Genomic DNA, 16,202 nt, shown 5'->3' on the forward strand with positions numbered 1-16,202 from the left:
GGCTGAGGTACGCTCCGCAAAATCACAGGCCGCACCGAATCGGGGGTGTTGCACTGCGCGATCCTACGCTAAACAGACGGGGACCGGAGTGGCAGATGGCGCATGCCGTCTTCCGTCCCGCCTCATTTCGAGTGGACGTGCCCTGTTTGCGTGGGCACAAGGGGAGTTGATACCCAGATGAAGTTCTTTGTCGATACGGCCGATACCGCAGAAATCGCCGAACTGGCTGCCACCGGCCTTCTGGACGGCGTGACCACCAACCCCTCCCTGATCATGAAGGCTGGCCGCCCGATGAAGGATGTGATCGCAGAAATCTGCAAGATCACGGACGGCCCGGTCTCCGCAGAAGTTGCCGCCACCGACTATGAAGGCATCATGCGCGAGGCCAAGGTGCTCGCCGCCATTGCGCCGAATGTCGTCATCAAGCTGCCGTTGACCATGGACGGTCTCAAGGCCTGCAAGGCGCTCACCTCGGCTGGCCACAAGACCAACGTCACCCTGTGCTTCTCTGCTACCCAGGCCCTTCTGGCCGCCAAGGCCGGCGCCACCTACATCTCGCCCTTCATCGGCCGCCTCGACGACATCAATCTCGACGGCCTTGAACTGATCCGCGAGATCCGCACGATCTACGACAACTACGGTTTCGCCACCGAGATCCTGGCTGCCTCGATCCGCACGATCAACCACGTGCGCGACTGCGCCATCATCGGTGCCGACGTCGCCACCATCCCGCCGTCGACCCTCAAGGCGCTGGTCAAGCATCCGCTGACCGACAAGGGCCTCGAAACCTTCCTGGCAGACTGGGCCAAGACCGGCCAGTCGATCGCCTGATCGCCTCGGCCACCAGCATTGAAACGGCACCCTCTCGGGTGCCGTTTTTGTTTGCAGCCCTTGTGACTGCCGATTTGCGTTCCGAGTCACCCCGGCCAAGAGAAACGCCGAGCCGGCCCACTCGTTTCCAGAGTGTTGATGCGGGCGATGCGGCGCCCTTCACAAGCTCACGCTGCGTCAAACCGCTGGCGGCGCGGCTAACATAGTCTGCTCTGGAAGCGCGTAGGTCCCGGGTCTCCGCCTCGCACTCGCCCGGGGTTAGCTCTTGGGTCACCCGGCAGCCCCACAGTTGCGCAGGCAACCGCCGTTTCCGGCCGCCCCGCCGCTCTCGCCCCTTGCAGTCACCGCGCGGGGCACTTATCCTATAGCGACTAGAGCTATAGGATTTTCTGTCATGGCCGACTTGTCCATCGGTGATCTCGCCCGCCGCACCGGCGTCAAGGTGCCGACGATCCGCTATTACGAGCAGATGGGACTGGTACCGGAACCGCCGCGCACTGAGGGCAACCAGCGCCGCTATGGACGCGCTGAACTGGAACGTCTCACCTTCATCAAGCACGCCCGGGATCTCGGGCTGCCGATGGAGGCAATCCGTGACCTGATCGACCTCAGCGCCCATCCGGAGCGCCCCTGCGGCGATGCCGAGCGGATCGCCGCCGAACAGCTCGTTGCCGTGCGTGACAAGATCGCTCGCCTGCAGCGGCTGGAAGCAGAACTGGAGCGGATCATGGCCCATGACCACGGCGCCCACACCGTCGCGGAATGCCACGTCCTGCGCGCCCTCGCTGACCATTCCCTCTGCGACGGCGACCATTGAGAAGGACAGCAGGCACGATGTTCCAAGAGAACGCGATGCACATGCCCCCACTCCGAGGTCATCCCCGCCCCCGTGCACGGATCCAGCGGCGCCGCACAAACATCAACACCTCGATTCCGTTGAGGCAGAATGGATCCCCGCACGAGGCGGGGATGACCGTGATGGTGAAAGGCAGTGGCCGGGGGCAAACACAGACGTTTCCAGCATAGACGGTTCCGACCGGAGCCCGGGCGACAACGAAAGATGAAAAAGGCCGGAGCGTCGCCGCTCCGGCCTTCCTAACATTCGGGATTGAACCCAGCCCGATCAGGCGTGGATCGGCTTGGCGAAAGTCGCCATGGCTGCTTCCTTCACGGCTTCCGACATGGTCGGATGCGCGTGGCAGGTGCGGCCGAGGTCTTCCGACGAGCCGCCGAATTCCATCAGCACGGCTGCCTCGTGGATCATCTCGCCAGCGCCGTGGCCGACGATATGCACGCCGAGAACGCGGTCGGTGGCCGCATCCGCCAGCACCTTCACGAAGCCGTCGGTGTGGTTCATGGCGCGGGCACGGCCGTTGGCGACGAAGTTGAACTTGCCGGCCTTGTAGGCGACGCCTGCGGCCTTCAGCTCTTCCTCGGTCTTGCCCACCGACGCCACTTCCGGCGAGGTGTAGACGACGCCCGGGATGACGTCATAGTTCACGTGACCGGCCTGGCCAGCGAGCATCTCGGCCAGCGCCACGCCCTCGTCCTCGGCCTTGTGCGCCAGCATCGGACCGACGATGACGTCGCCGATGGCGTAGATGCCCGGCACGTTGGTCTGATAGTGGCCATTCGTCTCGACGCGGCCGCGGTTATCCAGCTTGACGCCTGCCTCTTCCAGGCCAAGTCCGGCCGTGTAGGGCTTGCGGCCGATGGCGACGAGGACCACGTCGGCCTCGATCACTTCCGCAGCACCGCCAGCCGCCGGCTCGACCGAGACTTCCAGACCCTTGCCCTTCTTGGCAACGCCGGTGACCTTGGACGACAGCTTGAAGGTCATGCCCTGCTTGGCCAGCATGCGCTGGAACTGCTTCGACACGTCACCGTCCATCGGGCCGAGGATCTTGTCCATGAATTCGACAACGGTCACCTTGGCGCCGAGACGGCCCCAGACCGAGCCCAGCTCCAGGCCGATGACGCCGCCGCCGACCACAACGAGGTGATCCGGCACCTTCTCAAGCGTCAGGGCACCGGTGGAGGAGACGACCTGCTTTTCGTCGATCTCGACGCCCGGCAGCTGCATCACGTCGGAGCCGGTGGCAATGACGATCGACTTGGTGGCAAGTTCGGTCACATTGCCGTCTTCGGCAGTGACGGACACCTTGCCCTGGCCCAGGATCTTGCCGGTGCCATGGAAGGCCTCGATCTTGTTCTTCTTCAGCAGGAACGCAACGCCGCCGACATTGGCGTCGATGGTCGCCTGCTTGTGCGTCATCATCGCCGGGAGGTCGAGCTTCGGCTTGGCCACCTTGATGCCGAGTGCCTCGAAGCCATGACCGGCCTCATGGAACATCTCGGAAGCATGCAGCAGCGCCTTGGACGGAATGCAGCCCACGTTCAGGCAGGTGCCGCCATGGGTGGCGCGCTTCTCGACCACCGCGACCTTCAGGCCGAGCTGGGCGGCCTTGATGGCGCAGACATAGCCACCGGGACCGGTACCGATGACAACGAGATCATACTGGGACATGGGAATGCCTCACGTTCTTATAGGTCAGTTTGAGGCAGCCGGCGCGCATGCGGCCAGCCACCATAGCTTTCGGGAGATCATGCGGCAGGCGCGCTCCCGGCGAGACCGGCCTTCACCCGCGCCATGATCACTCCATGCAGCGCGATGATCAGGACCAGCGAAACGACATGCTGGGTCAGGCTTGCGACCGGCCAGAGGCCGGCAAAACCGGCGGCCCCCAGCGGCAGGAACAGGACGATTGCCGTCCAGACGCCCGGATTGGGCTGGCGCATGGCGATCATCTGGACGATGTGCAGCACCGCATTCACCAGCACCAGATAGACGGCGACCATGCCCCATCCGGCATCGATGAAGCGCATCGCGAGCATGGCCAGCGCGGCCACCCACCAGACGCCGAAGATGTTGACGGCAAATACGAAACCCGGGGTCAGCACCTCACGGCCATGGCCGATATGGGCATTGACGAACTGGCGGAACCGGTCGCGGTCATGCTCCTCGAACTGGTGCAGCATGTAGACCGGCAGGACGAGATAGACGTAGAGTTCGGCCTGGGGCCATCCGGCGGTGAACACGGGGGTCAGGAGCAGCAGGACAAACCCTGCCATGAAGCCACCGTAGACCCAGTTTGCGCTGAGGCGCTCAAGCACACCCGTCATCATGCCCATCCGCTCCCTGTGTCCGGCTGCGACCTGTTGTCACGCGGGCTAGCTTGACCGCCATTCCTGCAATTGCAAGGGGCAAAGGCAGGGAACGCGTCAGAAGATGGCGGCGGGCATCAGGGGCGCCTGCCGGGAAACGCAATCGGCGGCGGAGGGTTCAGACCGCTCCGCCGCAGACCAGCAGGATCAGAGATCCAGCACCAGACGGCGCGGATCTTCCAGGCTTTCCTTCACGCGGACGAGGAAGGTCACGGCTTCCTTGCCATCGACGATGCGGTGATCGTAGGACAGGGCCAGATACATCATCGGGCGGATGACGACCTGACCGTTCACGGCCATCGGCCGGTCCTGGATCTTGTGCATGCCGAGGATGCCTGACTGCGGTGCGTTCAGGATCGGCGAGGACATCAGCGAGCCATAGACGCCGCCGTTCGAGATCGTGAAGGTGCCGCCCTGCATGTCGGCGACGCCGAGCTTGCCGTCGCGGGCCTTGCGACCGAGGTTGCCGATTTCCTTCTCGATCTCGGCAATCGACATCTGATCGGCATCACGCACGACCGGAACCACGAGGCCCTTGTCGGTACCCACGGCCACGCCGATGTGGCAGAAGTTCTTGTACACCACGTCCGTGCCATCGATCTCGGCGTTGACGGCCGGGATTTCCTTCAGCGCGTGGCAGACGGCCTTGGTGAAGAAGCCCATGAAGCCGAGCTTCACGCCATGCTTCTTCTCGAACACGTCCTTGTAGGCGGCGCGCAGGTCCATCACCGGGCCCATGTCCACTTCGTTGTAAGTGGTCAGCATGGCAGCGGTGTTCTGGGCGTCCTTCAGGCGGCGCGCGATGGTCTGGCGCAGCTTGGTCATGCGGACGCGCTCTTCGCGGGCCTCGTCCTCGGCCGGAACCGGCGCGCGGACGGAAACGGGAGCAGCGGCGGCAGCCGGGGCGGCGGTGACGCCGGCAGCCACGGCGGCCAGCACGTCACCCTTCAGCACCTGGCCACGCTTGCCGGAGCCTGCAACCTGGTCGGCCGACAGGCCGGTTTCGGCCAGCAGCTTGCCAGCGGCCGGGGCCGGCGGCATGGAGGTCGGCGCAGCCGGGGCGGCGACGGCCGGGGCCGGAGCAGCGGCGGCAACGGCAGGGGCGGCAGCGGCAGCAGGAGCTGCGGCAGCCGCAGCGGCGCCAGCAGCGATCAGGCCGAGCAGGGCGCCGACGCCAACGGTGTCGCCTTCCTTGACGAGGATGCTCTCAAGGGTGCCGGATGCCGGGGACGGAACCTCGACGGTCACCTTGTCGGTTTCGAGTTCAACGAGCGGCTCGTCGGCCTTCACGGCTTCGCCGGGCTTCTTGAACCACTGGGCAATCGTTGCCTCGGAGACGGATTCGCCCAGAGTGGGCACGCGGATTTCGGTTGCCATGGTCGCCTTCTCTAAAAAATTGCCTTGGCCAGTTCCGGATCAGGGGTCCGGCTCGCCTGACTGGCGGGCCGTCCGGGATCAGTTTGCGAATGCCTCGTCCAGGAACGCCTGCAGCTGGGCAAGGTGCTTGGACATCAGACCCGTTGCAGTCGAGGCCGAAGCGGCACGTCCGGCGTAGCGCGGACGGCGGTTCTTCGCGCCAATCTGGTCGAGAACCCATTCGATATAGGGCTCGACGAACGTCCAGCTGCCCATGTTCTGCGGCTCTTCCTGGCACCAGACCATGTCGGCATTGCGGAAACGCGACAGTTCCTGCACCAGGGCCTTCTTCGGGAACGGGTAGAGCTGCTCGACACGCAGGAGATAGACATCCGTGATGCCGCGCTTCTCGCGCTCTTCGTAAAGGTCATAATAGACCTTGCCCGAGCACATCACCACACGGCGGATCTTGTCGTCCGGCACCAGCTTGATGGTGCTGTCAGCCAGATACTCCGCATCGTCCCACAGCAGGCGGTGGAAGGTCGAATCCGCGCCCAGTTCCACCAGCTTCGAGGTGGCGCGCTTGTGACGCAGAAGCGACTTCGGCGTCATCAGGATCAGCGGCTTGCGGATGTCACGCTTCAGCTGACGGCGCAGGATGTGGAAGTAGTTCGCCGGAGTCGTGCAGTTGGCGACCTGCATGTTGTCTTCCGCGCACATCTGCAGGAACCGTTCCAGACGGGCTGAGGAGTGCTCCGGGCCCTGACCTTCATAGCCATGCGGCAGAAGGCAGACGAGACCGGACATGCGCAGCCACTTGCGCTCACCGCTCGAGATGAACTGGTCGAACAGAACCTGTGCACCGTTGGCGAAGTCACCGAACTGGGCTTCCCACATGGTCAGCGCATTCGGTTCGGCCATCGAGTAGCCATACTCAAACCCAAGCACCGCTTCTTCCGAAAGCATCGAGTTGATGACTTCGTAGCGGGCCTGGTCAGCGGCCAGGTTGTTGAGCGGAATGAAGCGGTTCTCGTCTTCCTGGTCATACAGCACGGTATGACGCTGCGAGAAGGTGCCGCGTTCGCAGTCCTGGCCGGACAGGCGCACAGGATGACCTTCGGTCACCAGCGTGCCGAAGGCCAGTGCCTCGGCTGTCGCCCAGTCAATCCCTTCGCCGGTCTCGATCATCGTCGCGCGGTTCGACAAGAACCGGCCGATGGTCTTGTGGACATTGAAACCTTCCGGAACCTGCGTCAGCTTCTGGCCGATTTCCTTGAGACGTTCGGTCGGAACACCGGTCGCGCCACGGCGCGCGTCTTCCTGGTCGTCGGCGGCCTTCATCCCGGACCACTTGCCGTCCAGCCAGTCGGCCTTGTTCGGCTTGTAGCTCTGGCCCGCCTCGAACTCGGCTTCCAGCTTGGCGCGCCAGGCCGTCTTCATCGCGTCGACTTCCTCGGCGGTGAGGACACCCTCGGCCATCAGACGCTCGGCATAGATCTGCAGCGTGGTCGGATGGTTGCGGATCTTGCGATACATGATCGGCTGCGTGAAGCTCGGCTCGTCGCCTTCGTTGTGACCGAAGCGGCGGTAGCAGATCATGTCAATGACGACCGGGCGGCCAAACGTCTGGCGGAACTCGATCGCAACCTTGGCGGCGAACACCACAGCTTCCGGATCATCCGCGTTGACGTGGAAGATCGGCGCCTCGATCACCTTGGCCATGTCGGAGGGATACGGCGAGGACCGCGAGAAGCGCGGGTTCGTCGTAAAGCCGATCTGGTTGTTGATGATGACATGCAGCGAGCCGCCGGTGCGGTGACCGCGCAGGGCCGAGAGGCCGAAGCATTCCGCCACGACGCCCTGGCCGGCAAAGGCCGCATCGCCGTGGATGAGCAGCGGCAGCACGTTCGACCGGTCGGTCTGGCGCGAGTCCATCAGCCACCGGCCTTCAGTGGCCGACAGCTGGTCTTGCTTGGCGCGGGCCTTGCCCAGCACCACCGGATTGACGATTTCCAGATGCGACGGGTTCGCGGTCAATGACAGGTGCACCTGGTTGCCGTCGAAGGAGCGGTCCGACGAGGCACCGAGGTGGTACTTCACGTCGCCCGAGCCTTCCACTTCATCGGGGGCATAGGAGCCGCCCTTGAACTCGTGGAACACCGCGCGGTGCGGCTTGCCCATCACCTGGGTCAAGACGTTGAGGCGGCCACGGTGCGCCATGCCAAGGACGATGTCCTTGAGGCCCATGTTGCCGCCGCGCTTGATGATCTGCTCGAGCGCCGGGATCAGCGCCTCTCCACCATCCAGGCCGAAGCGCTTGGTGCCGGTGTATTTGACATCGATGAACTTCTCGAAGCCTTCGGCCTCGACAAGCTTGTTCAGGATCGCGCGCTTGCCTTCCGGCGTGAACTCGACATGCTTGTCCGGGCCCTCGATGCGCGCCTGGATCCAGGCCTTGGCGGCCGGATCGGAGATGTGCATGAACTCCACGCCCAGGGTCGAGCAATAGGTGCGCTTCAGGATCTCCAGCATCTCGCGCAGGGTGGCGTATTCCAGCCCCAGCACGTTGTCGATGAAGATCGGACGGTCCCAGTCGGCGTCGGTGAAACCGTAGGAAGAGGGATGCAGCTCCTCGTGGTCGCCCGGGGGCGAGAGGCGCAGCGGATCAAGGTCAGCGTGCAGATGGCCGCGCATGCGGTAAGCGCGGATCATCATCAGGGCACGCACGCTGTCGCGGGTTGCCTGATGCACGTCGCCAGCGGACGCCGGAGCTGCCGCGCCCTTGGCATCGGCCTTCTGCTTCAGCTTGTCCCCGACCACCTTCTCGATCTGGCCCCAGTTGCCGTCGAGAGCGTTGATGAGGTCGCCCCCGGCTGCGACTGGCCAATCGGCCCGCGCCCACGGGGCACCGCGTGCTTCCTTCAGCACATCGGCTTTTTCATCCTGCAGACCGGCGAAGAAGTCCTGCCACTCGGCGTCAACCGAAGCGGGATTCTCCTGGTACTGGGCGTAGAGTTCTTCAATGTAGGCTGCGTTGGCGCCGTAAAGGAACGACGTCAGCGCGAAGACATTGTTCGCGTCCTGCCGGGCCATGCTCGTTCAGCGGAGGGTCGCTCCGCCCTTTTTTTCTCAGGCGCAGCCAGAGGCTGGCCTGTGTTGCACGTTCGGGCCCGCGCCACAGGACACGGACCCCGCTCGAAAATCACGGACACCGGGAGTGCCGATGTCCGCTTTCCTTGGTTATGCCTTACGAACCGTAAACAAATTGCCCGGCTCGCAGCGGCATCAGCCCTTCAGGACCTGGACGAGGGTCTCGCCCAGCTTGGCCGGCGACGAAGAGACGCGGATGCCAGCCGATTCCATGGCGGCAATCTTGTCTTCCGCACCGCCTTTGCCGCCGGAGATCACGGCACCTGCGTGACCCATCGTGCGGCCCTTCGGGGCGGTCCGACCCGCGATGAAGCCGGCCATCGGCTTCTTGCGGCCCTTCTTGGCCTCGTCGATGAGGAACTGGGCTGCTTCCTCTTCAGCCGAGCCACCGATCTCGCCGATCATGATGATCGACTGGGTGGCGTCGTCCGCGAGGAACATCTCCAGCACATCAATGAATTCCGTACCCTTGACCGGGTCACCACCGATGCCGACAGCCGTCGTCTGGCCGAGGCCGGCGTTGGTGGTCTGGAACACGGCTTCATAGGTAAGCGTGCCGGAGCGCGACACAATACCGACCGAACCCTTCTTGAAGATGGAGCCCGGCATGATGCCGATCTTGCACTGTTCCGGGGTCAGGATGCCCGGGCAGTTGGGGCCGAGCAGGCGCGACTTGGACTTCTCCAGGCGGGCCTTGACCTTCACCATGTCAGCAACCGGAATGCCTTCCGTGATGCAGACGATGAAGGGGATCTCGGCGTCGATGGCTTCGATGATCGCAGCCGCGGCACCGGCCGGCGGAACGTAGATTACGGAAGCATCCGCACCGGTCGCATCCTTGGCAGCGGCGACGGACGCGTAGATCGGCAGGCTTTCGCCCTTCGAGCCGGTCCACTTCTCGCCACCCTTGGCCGGATGCACGCCGGCCACCATCTGGGTGCCGTAATAGGCCAGTGCCTGTTCCGTGTGGAACGTGCCGGTCTTGCCGGTCAGGCCCTGGACGATGACCTTGGTATCTTTGTTGACGAGGATCGACATTATTCTGCTTCCTCTTCCTCAAACTCGAGGGCGTCAAATTCCTCGAAAACGTCGTTCGTGAAACGGTAGCCCTTGCCGGCCGCCTGCTTGTGCGGCATCTGCGCATCAAGGTTGCGGGACCAGTTGGTGCTGTACCAGTCGAAGTGGCCATCGGCTTTCGAGATACCGAGTTCGCCCTGCCAGACAAACGTCTTGGCGTCCTTCGACTTGAGGCCGAAATACTCGGCCGCGTCTTCACGATCCGTGAAATGTGCCCAGCTGTTGGCGATGCCGTCTTCCGGCGTCGCTGTCACGTCCCAGCACACGAAGTAGCACAGGTTGATATCGGTCTCGTTCGGCCCGAAAGCCTGGCGCTTGACGCCTTTGCTCGCGGCGGCCATCACTGTGCACCCTTCACGGCGGCAACGATCTTCTGGGCCGCATCGTCGAGGTCATCGGCAGCGATCACGTTCAGACCGCTGTCCGAGATGATCTTCTTGCCGAGTTCGACGTTGGTGCCCTCGAGACGGACGACGAGCGGAACCTGCAGGCCCACTTCCTTCACGGCCGCGATCACGCCTTCCGCGATGACATCACACTTCATGATGCCGCCGAAGATGTTGACCAGGATGCCTTCCACACGCGGGTCCGCGGTGATGATCTTGAAGGCTGCTGCCACCTTCTCCTTGCTGGCGCCGCCACCGACGTCACAGAAGTTGGCCGGCTCCTTGCCGTACAGCTTGATGATATCCATGGTCGCCATGGCAAGGCCGGCGCCGTTGACCATGCAGCCGATGTTGCCGTCGAGGGCGACATAGGCGAGGTCCCACTTGGAAGCCTCGATTTCCTTGGCGTCTTCTTCCGTTTCATCGCGCAGGGCGAGGATTTCGGGATGACGGAACAGGGCGTTGCCGTCGAAGGATACCTTGGCGTCGAGAACGCGCACGCGGCCGTCCTTCATGACGATCAGCGGGTTGATCTCCATCAGGCTCATGTCTTTTTCCATGAAGGCCTTGTAGAGGATCGGGAACAGCGTCATGCCGTCCTGGCGGGCTTCACCGTCGAGCTTCAGCGCATCGCAAAGCTTGGCAGCATCCGCCTCGGTCACACCGGTGTCCGGATCGATCGGCAGGGTGATGATCTTTTCCGGGGTGTGTTCAGCGACAGCTTCGATGTCCATGCCGCCTTCGGTGGAGACGACGAAAGCCGGGCGGCCAACGGAACGGTCCACGAGGATCGACAGATACAGCTCACGCTCGATGTCGGCGCCGTCTTCGATGTAAAGACGGTTGACGACCTTGCCGGCATCGCCGGTCTGGGCGGTCACCAGCGTGTTGCCGAGCATTTCGCCGGCATGCTTGATGACGTCTTCCATCGTGAAGGCGAGGCGTACGCCGCCCTTGGCATCGGCGGGCAGTTCCTTGAACTTGCCCTTGCCACGGCCACCGGCGTGGATCTGCGACTTCACGACCCAGAGCGGGCCAGGCAACTGCTTGGCTGCAGCTTCCGCTTCGCTGGCCGAGAAGATGGCGACGCCCTCGGCTACCGGAGCGCCGTATTCCTTCAGGACCGCCTTGGCCTGATACTCATGAATATTCATGGTCTCCCCCGTCGTTCGGAGTACCGCCGCCGGTGAGCCGGCGGCGGGTTGCATCTCTGGCTGTTAAGGTCAGCGCAAGGCTCAGGCGAGCGCCGGCTGGATCTTCTTGCAGGCTTCGACCAGCGCGTCGACGGATGCGACGGACTTGTCGAACATGGCCTTCTCGTCGGCGTTCATGTCGATCTCGATGACGCGCTCGACGCCGCCGGCGCCGATCACCACCGGAACACCGACGTAGGTGTTCTTGAGGCCGTACTGGCCGTTCAGCGCAGCAGCGCAGGGCAGCACGCGCTTCTTGTCCTTGAGGTAGCTCTCAGCCATCGCAATGGCCGAAGAGGCCGGGGCGTAGAAGGCCGAACCGGTCTTCAGGAGACCGACGATCTCGGCGCCGCCGTCACGGGTGCGCTGGACGATCTGTTCCAGGCGCTCGGCCGTGCACCAGCCCATCTTGACGAGGTCGGGCAGCGGAATGCCGGCAACGGTGGAGTAGCGGGTCAACGGCACCATGGTGTCGCCGTGGCCACCCAGCACAAACGCCGTCACGTCCTCGACCGAGACGTTGAACTCGTCGGCCAGGAAATAGCGGAAGCGGGCGCTGTCCAGCACGCCGGCCATGCCGACGACCTTGTGTGCCGGAAGACCGGAGAACTTCTGCAGGGCCCAGACCATCGCGTCGAGCGGGTTGGTGATGCAGATGACGAAAGCATTCGGAGCGTGCTTGGCGATACCGGCGCCGACCTGCTCCATGACCTTCAGGTTGATTTCCAGCAGGTCGTCGCGGCTCATGCCCGGCTTGCGCGGCACGCCGGCGGTTACGATCACGACGTCCGCGCCTTCGATGCCTTCATAGGTGTTGGTGCCGGCGAGCTTGGCGTCAAAGCCGTCAACCGGGGAAGACTCGGCGATGTCGAGCGACTTGCCCTGCGGCATGCCCTCGGCGATGTCGAAGAGGACGATGTCCCCCAGCTCCTTGAGACCAGCCAGGTGGGCGAGCGTGCCGCCGATCTGACCCGAACCAATCAAAGCAATTTTGTTGCGCGCCATGTCCGAAAGTTTCCCTTTACGTAAGATGGAACCTCACGCCATCCGCCGATGACTGGGGATGGCACTACTCCGTTTGACCTGCCCACGCAAGCCAATCAAAAGAATATACCTCTGCGAGAGGCCAGTTTATGCCATTCCTTGCGCGCCCACGTGCATGACCTAATGGGAATGCATATCAGGGCGTGCAGTGCTTCTGTTCTCTCCTGACAGATAGGCGTCAGACCGCATTTCGATCAGGCGCGAGATTGTCCGGTCGAACTCGAAGATCTCAGCCCCGCTGGCGGCGCGGTAAAGCCCGTCAGCATCGACCTCGGCCGAGATCACTGTCTTGACGCCATTGTCGTACAGGGTATCGATCAGATTTATGAACCGCTTGGCTTCATTGCGACGGGCCATGTCCATGGCCGGGACGTTTTCGATGAAGACCGTGCCATAGGCATGGGCGATGCGCAGATAATCCGCAGCGCCCAGCGGATTGCAGCACAGATCAGCAAAGCTGAAACGGGCGATACCACTCGCAACACGCGGCACCTCGATGCGGCGTCCCTTCATCTCCAGATGCTCTGCATGCTCCGGCATGCCGTGGGTCAGGGCCCGCCACAGGTCATCAAAGGCGCGCGCGGTCTCGGTCCCGAGCGGCGTCATGTAAACCTTCGATCCACCCAGTTTCTCCAGGCGATAGTCCGTCGGGGAATCCAGTTTAAGCACTTCGACATGCTTGGAAAGCAGACTCAGGAACGGCAGGAACAGCTGACGGTTAAGGCCATCCTTGTAGAGATTTTCGGTTGCAACATTCGACGTCGCAACCACAATCACGCCGCGCGCGAACAGCTGCGTGAACAGCCGTCCGAGGATCATGGCATCGGCGATGTCGGTGACCGCGAACTCGTCAAAGCACAGCAACCGCGTCTCGAGCGCGATCTGGTCGGCGACCGGCGGGATCGGGTCGTCGCCCTTGACCTCACCGCGCTTCAGAGCCTGCCGCCAGGCGTGGATGCGTTCATGCGTCTCGGCCATGAATTCATGAAAATGCACCCGTCGCTTGCGGCGGATGACGGTGACCTCCATGAAGAGGTCCATCAGCATCGTCTTGCCGCGTCCGACGCCGCCCCACATGTAGAGGCCGCGCACGGCAGCCCACATCTCGTTTTTCTTGCGGGCGAACAGCCAGCCGAGGGAGCTTTTCTTCGACGCAAGCCGAACTTCGGCCAGGTGATCGTTCAGGGCATCGAGCTTGCGCACGGCGGCAAGCTGCGCCGCATCCTCGACGATCGCGCCACTTGCGACCAGCGCTTCGTAGCGTCTGGCCAGCGCGCGACTGCTCGGCAGTTCCATTCTCGTCGTCGGCTTCAACGTCGGCTCTCCGCCTGCAGCAAACGCATCCTGGCTCCCGAAGGACCGGGCCACCGCCCCGCGCGCCTGCGCATTGGCGCCCGTGACTTTCGCTGCTGCGATACGGAGATTGGCATACGGACGCAAGTCCCATCAGACTAAAGGGATCTGCTTTCTAGCATCAGGATGCAACCGGAGCGTAAATGCCGACAGAATTTGCCCCGAAAAGACCGTGTCTTTCAGCCGCTCCAACCAGTCCCTGAAGGCCTGCGCGCACCAACGGGCAACGGGCTGCACCGGTGGTGCACCAGAGTTGTCACCTTGGGGCATTCGTAAGTCTGGAAATGACGCCGGAAAGCCCGGGGCTCCAACGGCCCGGCGTCAGACGCCTACCAGCGCAGGAGCCGACCGCCGCGTCCCGACTGCCGCTCCTGAATTGCGAGGAGGCGCGCAACCAGTTCGCGCTCCTGCGACTTGGCAAGGTCCGCGCCGCGTCCCCGTCCGTCGCTGAGGATCCACGCGTTGCCCGGACGCAGGATGTCGATCTCGCAAGCGGTCCCCGGCTCGATGCCGAGCCGATCGATCAGGCGCACGCCGCCGACTGCTTCCGGGGCCGTGTCCTGCTGGTCCAATCCCTTGAACGAACGGCGCAGGGCGGCATGGAACCCGGCAAGATCCCGGCTGTCGACGATGCAGGTGAAGACCAGACCGTCGCGCAATCGGGTCAGCCGATAGACACCCGGCTCGGACGGAAGAAGCTGCGAACTGCAGGCGACATCGGCCAGGGCCCCGATTGCCGTCCATTCGGCCCGGATCGTGATCGAAACGGATTCGCGCAAGGTGGCCATGGCCTGCGCCAGGCGGGCAGCATCGGCCGGCTGTGTCTCGCCGGACTTCGGAGCATCGGTCTCCGCACGGCGCTGCGCCTGCGCGAGCGAAGTGCCGCCGATGCGCAACCTGCGAAAGACAACCAGGTCGCGTTTCAGATCCGTGTGATCAACACGCCAGCCAGCATCCAGCCAGGCGTTCTGGTGCACCAGACTGCCGCCAGAATTCGCCCACCAGGTCCGATGTTCACGCGCGCTCATCGGTAGATTAGAGCCGAGAATTGTCTCCAGATCATCCAGCTTGGCCGCCCAGACAACCTCGTCCAACCGGGCCAGATGTTCGCGCAGCGGATCATACTTCGCCATAACCCTCAGACACTCCCCCAAGTTGCTATTTGTGAAACGAATGCCCGTTTCGCGTGAAAATTTCGCGAAACGGGCGAGAACGTTTCCGGGGGAGGCGTGAAAAGTCGACGATCAGCGCGACAGACTGACGGCAGCGCCCGTGCTGGTCTGGCCGCTGAAGCGTTCGCCGGAGGTGGAATAGAGCCGGGCGATCTCGCCGCCGCTGCCATCCTTCAGCACGACCTGCTTGCCTGAAAGATCCCAGGCCGAGACGCCGGCGAGGGTGGCGTCATTACAGCCACGGGTGTTGGCCCGATAGCCGCCGCTCCAGGTGGTCAGGGTCATGAACAGCATGCAGTTGCTGCTGCCGGAGGCGATCTTCCAACCACCAAGCATGTCGTTTCGGCCGATTTCACGGCTGTCGGCCGGCGCCGGTGTTGCCGGCAATGCTGCCACGGGGCCGGGAGCTGCCGGAGCGCCAGGAAGCGGCGCCATCGGATCGGTGGTGACCGCGCCGGGTGCCGGGACGAGGGGCTGCAGCTGACCGCCGGACACAGGCGTCGTGGGCGTCGCCGGAAGCGGCGGCGCGGAATAGTTGCCGCCGCCGAAGCGCTGGCAGCCGGCAACACCGGTCAGACAAAGCACCATGGCGATCGTTGCTAGGCGTTTCATATCGAATCAGTCCTTCCTGCCTCACAGGTTTGATACAGTCTACCGTCAGCTGCGGCAGAATTCTCCCCCGACAAACCTTCAATTCACGATGTTTGACTAAACGGCTTGATCCTTGTTGCCGTTAACGTCATATTTGAGGCAAGTCTTAGGGAGACCCAAGGGCGGCTCGTCACTTCGTTCAAGAAGGCACGGGATCATGCCGCACCTGACTAATAACGGGCGCATCCGCCTTCTGGGCAGCGCCGACAAACATCTGTTCCGCGACCATCTGCTGCGCCTCGATCCAGAGACGAAGCGGAGCCGTTTTGCCATGCTTGTAAGCGATACGTTTCTCGAGGCCTATGTCGAGACATCGTTTTCGCTCGACACGGTCATCTATGGTTATATCGAGGACGGCACGCTCCGGGCCACGTCCGAACTGCGCCGGGTCGCTGATGCCACCTCTGGCGAGGCTGCCTTTTGCGTCGAGACCGGCTGGCGCGGCCAGGGGCTCGGGACCGCGCTGATGGAACTGGTCCTGATCGCGGCGCGTGCCCAGGGCTACCAGCATATCTACATGAACTGCCTCGGCACCAACCGGTCGATGCAGGCCCTTGCGCGCAAGTTCGCTGCCGATCTCAGCTTCGAGGCCGGCGATGTCATCGCCCATCTCGCACCAGCTCCGGTCGAACCTGTCGGAACGGAGCCACGGGCCGACTGGCCACGCCTTGCCTTCGGCCGGCTCCGTGCATTGCTCGGACTTGGCGACCGCGACAAGCAACGCGCTGCAGGCGGCTAGCCAGACCCCTCGGGGTCTGGTTCAA

At 63.4% G+C, this 16,202-nt stretch carries 14 protein-coding genes; 3 read left to right on the forward strand and 11 right to left on the reverse strand.

Annotation, left to right across the window (positions count from 1 at the left end; genetic code table 11):
• The first annotated feature begins 177 nt into the window (after nt 1-177).
• Nucleotides 178-831, forward strand: a complete 654-nt coding sequence (gene fsa, locus C8348_RS07420; protein ID WP_106752664.1) for a fructose-6-phosphate aldolase — start codon at nt 178-180, stop codon at nt 829-831.
• Between the two features lie 394 nt (nt 832-1,225).
• Nucleotides 1,226-1,648, forward strand: a complete 423-nt coding sequence (locus C8348_RS07425) for a MerR family transcriptional regulator (RefSeq protein WP_106752665.1) — start codon at nt 1,226-1,228, stop codon at nt 1,646-1,648.
• Between the two features lie 306 nt (nt 1,649-1,954).
• Here C8348_RS07425 and lpdA read toward each other — a convergent pair whose 3' ends face one another.
• From lpdA to C8348_RS07480, 11 genes are all read right to left on the reverse strand, one after another.
• Entirely contained in the window at nt 1,955-3,358 is a 1,404-nt protein-coding gene (gene lpdA, locus C8348_RS07430; protein ID WP_106752666.1) for a dihydrolipoyl dehydrogenase, read from the reverse strand.
• A 77-nt stretch (nt 3,359-3,435) separates the two neighbouring features.
• Nucleotides 3,436-4,017, reverse strand: a complete 582-nt coding sequence (locus tag C8348_RS07435; protein ID WP_157950398.1) for an HXXEE domain-containing protein — start codon at nt 4,015-4,017, stop codon at nt 3,436-3,438.
• A gap of 186 nt (nt 4,018-4,203) precedes the next feature.
• A complete protein-coding gene (gene odhB, locus C8348_RS07440) occupies nt 4,204-5,433 on the reverse strand; it encodes a 2-oxoglutarate dehydrogenase complex dihydrolipoyllysine-residue succinyltransferase (protein ID WP_106752668.1) in 1,230 nt (409 codons plus the stop codon).
• 78 nt (nt 5,434-5,511) lie between these two features.
• Nucleotides 5,512-8,505, reverse strand: a complete 2,994-nt coding sequence (locus C8348_RS07445; RefSeq protein WP_106752669.1) for a 2-oxoglutarate dehydrogenase E1 component — start codon at nt 8,503-8,505, stop codon at nt 5,512-5,514.
• A gap of 192 nt (nt 8,506-8,697) precedes the next feature.
• Entirely contained in the window at nt 8,698-9,600 is a 903-nt protein-coding gene (gene sucD, locus C8348_RS07450) for a succinate--CoA ligase subunit alpha (protein WP_106752670.1), read from the reverse strand.
• Nucleotides 9,600-9,980, reverse strand: a complete 381-nt coding sequence (locus C8348_RS07455; RefSeq protein ID WP_106752671.1) for a hypothetical protein — start codon at nt 9,978-9,980, stop codon at nt 9,600-9,602. The genes sucD and C8348_RS07455 overlap by 1 nt, the downstream gene beginning before the upstream one ends.
• Nucleotides 9,980-11,179, reverse strand: coding sequence for an ADP-forming succinate--CoA ligase subunit beta (gene sucC / locus C8348_RS07460; RefSeq protein WP_106752672.1), 1,200 nt, complete (start codon nt 11,177-11,179; stop codon nt 9,980-9,982). Before sucC ends, C8348_RS07455 begins: the two co-directional genes overlap by 1 nt.
• A gap of 81 nt (nt 11,180-11,260) precedes the next feature.
• Nucleotides 11,261-12,223, reverse strand: a complete 963-nt coding sequence (mdh, locus tag C8348_RS07465; RefSeq protein ID WP_106752673.1) for a malate dehydrogenase — start codon at nt 12,221-12,223, stop codon at nt 11,261-11,263.
• A gap of 159 nt (nt 12,224-12,382) precedes the next feature.
• The gene (gene zapE / locus C8348_RS07470; protein WP_106752674.1) at nt 12,383-13,558 is read right to left on the reverse strand and encodes a cell division protein ZapE; all 1,176 of its coding nucleotides are present in this window, start codon (nt 13,556-13,558) and stop codon (nt 12,383-12,385) included.
• Nucleotides 13,559-13,944: 386 nt separating this feature from the next.
• Nucleotides 13,945-14,748 carry a DUF7662 domain-containing protein gene (locus C8348_RS07475; RefSeq protein ID WP_106752675.1) on the reverse strand — a complete coding sequence of 268 codons (804 nt, stop codon included), beginning with the start codon at nt 14,746-14,748 and terminating at the stop codon, nt 13,945-13,947.
• Between the two features lie 111 nt (nt 14,749-14,859).
• The gene (locus C8348_RS07480) at nt 14,860-15,399 is read right to left on the reverse strand and encodes a protease inhibitor Inh/omp19 family protein (protein WP_106752676.1); all 540 of its coding nucleotides are present in this window, start codon (nt 15,397-15,399) and stop codon (nt 14,860-14,862) included.
• Nucleotides 15,400-15,595: 196 nt separating this feature from the next.
• On the opposite strand from C8348_RS07480, the gene C8348_RS07485 reads away from it, so the two are divergent.
• Complete coding sequence (locus tag C8348_RS07485; protein ID WP_106752677.1) at nt 15,596-16,177, forward strand: GNAT family N-acetyltransferase; 582 nt, start codon at nt 15,596-15,598, stop codon at nt 16,175-16,177.
• Nucleotides 16,178-16,202: the final 25 nt, after the last annotated feature.

This window comes from Pannonibacter carbonis, from assembly GCF_003012935.1.
GTDB lineage: Bacteria > Pseudomonadota > Alphaproteobacteria > Rhizobiales > Stappiaceae > Pannonibacter > Pannonibacter carbonis.

Excerpts from the sequence above, each read along its gene's own strand:
- sucD (WP_106752670.1), bottom strand. The coding sequence starts at position 9,600 with ATGTCGATCCTCGTCAACAAAGATACCAAGGTCATCGTCCAGGGCCTG.
- C8348_RS07480 (WP_106752676.1), bottom strand. The coding sequence starts at position 15,399 with ATGAAACGCCTAGCAACGATCGCCATGGTGCTTTGTCTGACCGGTGTT.
- zapE (WP_106752674.1), bottom strand. The coding sequence starts at position 13,558 with ATGGAACTGCCGAGCAGTCGCGCGCTGGCCAGACGCTACGAAGCGCTG.
- fsa (WP_106752664.1), top strand. The coding sequence starts at position 178 with ATGAAGTTCTTTGTCGATACGGCCGATACCGCAGAAATCGCCGAACTG.
- mdh (WP_106752673.1), bottom strand. The coding sequence starts at position 12,223 with ATGGCGCGCAACAAAATTGCTTTGATTGGTTCGGGTCAGATCGGCGGC.
- C8348_RS07475 (WP_106752675.1), bottom strand. The coding sequence starts at position 14,748 with ATGGCGAAGTATGATCCGCTGCGCGAACATCTGGCCCGGTTGGACGAG.
- C8348_RS07435 (WP_157950398.1), bottom strand. The coding sequence starts at position 4,017 with ATGATGACGGGTGTGCTTGAGCGCCTCAGCGCAAACTGGGTCTACGGT.
- C8348_RS07455 (WP_106752671.1), bottom strand. The coding sequence starts at position 9,980 with ATGGCCGCCGCGAGCAAAGGCGTCAAGCGCCAGGCTTTCGGGCCGAAC.
- sucC (WP_106752672.1), bottom strand. The coding sequence starts at position 11,179 with ATGAATATTCATGAGTATCAGGCCAAGGCGGTCCTGAAGGAATACGGC.
- C8348_RS07485 (WP_106752677.1), top strand. The coding sequence starts at position 15,596 with ATGCCGCACCTGACTAATAACGGGCGCATCCGCCTTCTGGGCAGCGCC.
- C8348_RS07425 (WP_106752665.1), top strand. The coding sequence starts at position 1,226 with ATGGCCGACTTGTCCATCGGTGATCTCGCCCGCCGCACCGGCGTCAAG.
- lpdA (WP_106752666.1), bottom strand. The coding sequence starts at position 3,358 with ATGTCCCAGTATGATCTCGTTGTCATCGGTACCGGTCCCGGTGGCTAT.
- C8348_RS07445 (WP_106752669.1), bottom strand. The coding sequence starts at position 8,505 with ATGGCCCGGCAGGACGCGAACAATGTCTTCGCGCTGACGTCGTTCCTT.
- odhB (WP_106752668.1), bottom strand. The coding sequence starts at position 5,433 with ATGGCAACCGAAATCCGCGTGCCCACTCTGGGCGAATCCGTCTCCGAG.